Source organism: Ruminococcus sp. SR1/5, from assembly GCF_000209835.1.
Lineage (GTDB): Bacteria > Bacillota > Clostridia > Lachnospirales > Lachnospiraceae > Blautia_A > Blautia_A fusiformis.
In genome coordinates this window covers 3,127,807-3,132,743 of the sequence record NC_021014.1, presented here as the reverse complement: position 1 = coordinate 3,132,743, position 4,937 = coordinate 3,127,807, and the positions used below count along the sequence as shown (strand labels likewise).

The 4,937-nt window shown below is 38.4% G+C and carries 8 protein-coding genes and 1 pseudogene; all 9 read right to left on the bottom strand.

The window, feature by feature from the left end:
• On the bottom strand, positions 1-470 hold a 470-nt coding region (locus CK1_RS15740), incomplete at its 3' end, for a class I SAM-dependent methyltransferase (protein WP_306288990.1).
• Positions 471-510: 40 nt separating this feature from the next.
• On the bottom strand, positions 511-1,212 hold the full coding sequence (locus CK1_RS15735) for a transglutaminase-like domain-containing protein (RefSeq protein WP_015527132.1): 702 nt from the start codon (positions 1,210-1,212) through the stop codon (positions 511-513).
• A complete protein-coding gene (locus CK1_RS18555) occupies positions 1,202-1,339 on the bottom strand; it encodes a hypothetical protein (RefSeq protein WP_353611274.1) in 138 nt (45 codons plus the stop codon). The genes CK1_RS15735 and CK1_RS18555 overlap by 11 nt, the downstream gene beginning before the upstream one ends.
• A 3-nt stretch (positions 1,340-1,342) precedes the next feature.
• Positions 1,343-1,689, bottom strand: a pseudogene (locus CK1_RS18550) (class I SAM-dependent methyltransferase); the annotation flags it as partial.
• Positions 1,690-2,075: 386 nt separating this feature from the next.
• Positions 2,076-2,792: a ketopantoate reductase family protein gene (locus CK1_RS15725; RefSeq protein WP_015527129.1), complete on the bottom strand. Its 717-nt coding sequence runs from the start codon at positions 2,790-2,792 to the stop codon at positions 2,076-2,078.
• Positions 2,793-2,811: 19 nt separating this feature from the next.
• On the bottom strand, positions 2,812-3,594 hold the full coding sequence (locus tag CK1_RS15720; protein ID WP_173740065.1) for a ZIP family metal transporter: 783 nt from the start codon (positions 3,592-3,594) through the stop codon (positions 2,812-2,814).
• Between the two features lie 168 nt (positions 3,595-3,762).
• The gene (locus CK1_RS15715) at positions 3,763-3,909 is read right to left on the bottom strand and encodes a LamB/YcsF family protein (RefSeq protein ID WP_242982019.1); all 147 of its coding nucleotides are present in this window, start codon (positions 3,907-3,909) and stop codon (positions 3,763-3,765) included.
• A complete protein-coding gene (locus CK1_RS15710) occupies positions 3,885-4,310 on the bottom strand; it encodes a LamB/YcsF family protein (RefSeq protein WP_015527127.1) in 426 nt (141 codons plus the stop codon). Before CK1_RS15710 ends, CK1_RS15715 begins: the two co-directional genes overlap by 25 nt.
• 249 nt (positions 4,311-4,559) lie before the next feature.
• A partial coding sequence (locus CK1_RS18545) for a hypothetical protein (RefSeq protein WP_353611185.1) occupies positions 4,560-4,937 on the bottom strand: 378 nt, incomplete at its 5' end.

Here is a 4,937-nt window from a genome sequence, read left to right as displayed (position 1 = left end):
CAGGCAATGAAATCGCCGCCTGGTTTCAAAACACGCCATATTTCATGAAATGCTTTTTGCTTATCAAGAAATGCATGAAAACCATTCATACTGACAACGGTATCAACAGATTCATTCTCCATTTGCAGGTTCCCCACATCCCCCTGAATACATTTGATATGCGCATGACTACCAAGTCTTTTTCTGGCTTGTTCAAGCATATCCATGCTGTAATCAATACAAGTAATATGTGCATTTTTCAGAGAGCTCCATTTGTTTTCCGTAAATATAGCAGTTCCAACCGGAACATCAAGAAGATTTCCTGAAAAGTCATCTGGAACATATGATAAAACTTTTCGTGCTATATCATTATCATCCGTGCCACTCCAAAATAGCTTAATATACAGTTTGCTGAAAATATTTCTTTGCGTAAGAACATCGTCATATATATTTTTTGATGTTTCATAAGCATTTTGTATTTTGTCTGCCATATTACCCTCCAAATTTAATTTTAATTCTAAAAGCTTAAAACTATCGTTCTCTAATCTTCCTGACATTACGATTCATGAGGTGTCTTCCAATATGTCTATAAGCAAATGCTTTAAAGGCTGAAATTTCTTGATGATGTTCCTTCAACAGTTCATCTGGACAATCATAAACACCAAAATCCTGATTGATTCCCTCGCTCTGAATATAAGTATTGTTCCTATCAAACTCAATAATGAGATTTCTGAAATCCTTGACTGCTACTCCATAACCGCAAAATGCACCTGTACATTCCGAATTTTGTTCCTGTAACTTCTTTATGTAGGTTTTATCCAAAATGAAAGCTTCCAGTTCGTACCACTGATTTTCGAAATTAATTTCTACCCAGCTATGGAAAATACTTTTTGGAGCATTACGGTAAACAAACCCGGTCATAGCCCCTTTCTGCAATCTTTTATCAATCGTAAAACCATGTACTCTGCATGGAATATTGCAGGCACGTAAAAGTGCCATAAATAAAGTTCCTTTTGTATTACATTGTCCATAACCATCTGCAAGTACTTTTGAAGCTGAAATTCCGTCATCAATATTATATCCAAATAAAACATCATCTCTTACATAGTTGTAGATTGCCTTAATCCTTTCAAATTCACCCATTTCCTTCCATTTCATATTTTGAATAAGTTTTTGAATTGCCGGATTAGAAAAATCAACCATTCGTGTTTCCCTAAGATACTTATCTTTCATTTCCTATCGCCTTTCCCATAGGTTTTCTCACAACACAATGCATTCGCATACCTTTACGAATTTCAAATTTTTCTACTTTTAATCCTGCTTTTTTGCAACATTTTATGACCACATCTCTTGTTGGCACTTGGACATCTCCATGTCCGCATATATTTGCCAACGGCATTTCCAATGTATTCATTAGCCATACCAATACTTTATTGTCACTGGTCACATCTCTCAGTATCAATCTTCCATTTGGGCGAAGACATCTTTTCACACTGTCAAAAAATGCCTGTGGATCCGGATAATGATGGAAGCTCATAGAACAAATAATTGCATCAAATGAATCCTTTTCAAAAGGAAAGTTCTCACAGTCTCCTACAACAAATGTTGTATTTGGTATATTTTCTTTTTTGCCTGTTCAATCATGGCAGGAGTCAGATCCAGTCCTGTATAATGCCGGTCTGGATGTTTTTCTGCTAATAAAGAAATCATTGGAGCAGGCCCACAGCCTGCATCTAATAAATCTCTAAATGGCTCCTTCTCTAATTCTTCCAGAATATCCGGATAATCTTTCTTGCACATTTCGTAAATGCCAGCATGGTTACTTTCATATCTTCCTGCTGCTTTTGTAAACTCTTTAATTGACAATTTTTTATATTCTTCATTTTTCATGCTTTTTTCTCCAATCACTGTACCTTTTTCGCCTTGCATCCGCATTTCTTCATTTTTCATATAAGCATAAAACTGCTTATGCAATTCCCTCATTTCATCTGGTGCCTTCATAGCATGTTGATACATAAATTTATCTCCAAAACTGCTTCCAAATGTAACTGCCAGCATAATCGTCAGAAATGACAATGGTAAAAAGCGAAAAATATTCATTTTCCATGGTGACAGTTTACCCTTTTGTTTTCGCAAAAATTAAAATTTCTTTTCAGCCTTTCTGCTGTTTTCCTCATGATTTTCCATTCTTTTCCCACTTTCTCCGGATCGTCTGATTCATAATACGCATCTGCAATCGGTACCACCATAGCAAGATAACAAAGCTGCCATAGATGCATATCCGTTACTTTCTGGTATGGTATATGAGCATGCCTCAATATCTCTGAAAACTGCTTAGTTCTTTCGGATTTATTTCCTGATATTTCTGCAAATGTTGTCGGCTGAATCAACCTTGGAGTAAGTGCTGCATCAAGGATACCATCATCATTTATACTTCCGCCTGCTCCTGGAAAAGCCGGTAATATTCTTCCTTTTCCGACAATGTCTTCCCATTTATTGTAACTGTCCAGTGAATTTATCATTGTAACAATCGTATTACTTTTATTATTTTTCAATTCAGTAAGTGCTTCATACAGCTGGTTTTCCCGGACAGTAAGCAAGACAAAATCATAAATATCATCGTTTGGTAGTTCTCCAAGAATCCTAATCTCTGCCTTTATTACTTCCTGATTTTTCTTATATTTCAATCCATTATTTCTTAAAGCCTCAAGTCTTTTACCTCTGGCATAAATATTTGTATCATAACCGGCTTCTGCAAATAAAGCCGCATACAAGGATCCAATCACACCAGCACCATAAATCAATATTCTCATAAGAATCTTTCCTCTCCTCTTACCCCAGTGCCACATCCAAGATCATCATCAAACTAAATCCAAGTGCAAAGAAAAGCGTACCGATATTCGAGTGCTGTCCCTGAGACATTTCCGGAATTAGTTCTTCAACCACGACATATAACATAGCTCCTGCTGCAAAGCTGAGTAAATATGGTAATGCCGGGATTACCAGCTGTGCGACAAGAATCGTCATTACTGCTCCAATCGGTTCAACGACTCCTGAAAGTACACCTCCCAGAAATGCCTTTCTCTTACTTTCACCCTCTGCCCTAAGCGGCATGGATATAATCGCTCCTTCTGGAAAATTCTGGATAGCAATTCCAAGTGATAAAGCAAGTGCACTTGTTGCTGTAATCTGTGCATTTTCAGCAAGAAATCCTGCATACATTACACCAACTGCCATACCTTCAGGGATATTATGTAATGTAACTGCCAACACCATCATCGTAGTACGGCCAAGTTTGCTTTTCGGTCCCTCTGTCTGATCACTTCCAACATGAAGATGTGGAATCAAATGATCAAGTGCGAGTAAAAACAATATACCAATCCAGAACCCAACAACTGCCGGAACAAACGATAAAGTTCCCATATTCTCAGATTGTTCAATTGCCGGAATCAGAAGACTCCAGATTGAAGCAGCAACCATTATACCTGCTGCAAACCCTGCAAGTGCACGTTGCAGTAACTTGCTAAGTGTTTTTCTCATAAAAAACACGCATGCTGCACCTAGCGTTGTTCCAACAAATGGAATCAGTATACCTTCAAAAACATTCATTAGCATTATGTATTCCTTTCTGTATAGTCAAAAGTACTTTCACATCGCTCTGTTGTTAGCTTCAACTAACTATCATATATAAAAGAAACCGTGCAAAAAGCAAACTGTAATTTCACACGGTTTTCCTTATGTTTAAGTATATCACTTACGAAATCATATAACAATATAATTCTTTTAACAATTTACAAGAGAAAGATCATCCATGTATGCACGATCTGCAAAAATCTCAGATGCTGTGCGAAGTCCCTTGCTCTCAGCGATATCACCAAGAACTGCTCCTGCACAGTAATAAACGATCAGATCTTTGTCATACTCGCAGATTGCCTCACAGATCGCTGTGGAAATATCCTCATCATACTGGCAGGCATTCCCCTCCCCATTGCTCCATGAAGAGCGACATGCTGAAGCTTCATTCCGTAGCTCTTGGTAAATGCAGCCAGTGCTCCGATCTGGTATCTGACGTAATTCTTAACTTCATCATGAGAGAGAACCATCTTTCTTCGTCCAAAGCCAAGAAGATCCGGATATCCAGGATGGGCTCCAACCATAACGCCACGTTCCTTTGCCATGCGGACTACCTTATCCATTACCATCGGATCGCCTGCATGCCAGCCATATGCTACATTTGCTGTTGTGACATATTTGATGATCTCTTCATCGCCGCCAAGCTTATATGCGCCAAAGCTCTCACCCATGTCACTGTTTAAGTCGATACTGTACATGTTGCTACCTTTCTTTACTTGTTGAAAGTATAACATGTTAAATAAAAATAATAAAATAGATTATTTTTTCAGAATATATTAATATTTTCTATATTTCTTTTGCAATAAATTTTACTTTTCTTTGATCCGTTCTTTGAAAAGCTGTTGACAAAGATTTTTATATATGATTAAATAGTCATATGAACATTAATTCATATATTCATATAAAAAACAAACGAATCAGCAAGGAGAGTTCATATGGAAGAAAAATTAAAGAAAGATTCCATGAAGTCCGCAGATTCCTGCGGCTGCGGTCACGAGCATGCGCATCACAGCCATGATGAGCATGAAGAACATCACGATCATGAGCACCATCACCATGATGATCACTGCGTCTGTGGTTGCGAGAATCATGACCATGAAGATCATGAACATGAGCATCATCACCACCATGAGCACTGCGGCTGTGGTTGTGAGGATCATAAACATGAACATCATGAACACGAGCACTGCGGCTGTGGCTGCGGGGATCACGAGCACGAACATCATGAACACGAGCACCTTCACAACCATGACGAACACTGCGGCTGTGGCTGCGGGGATCACGAGCACGAACATCATGCACACGAGCACCAGCACAACCACGAT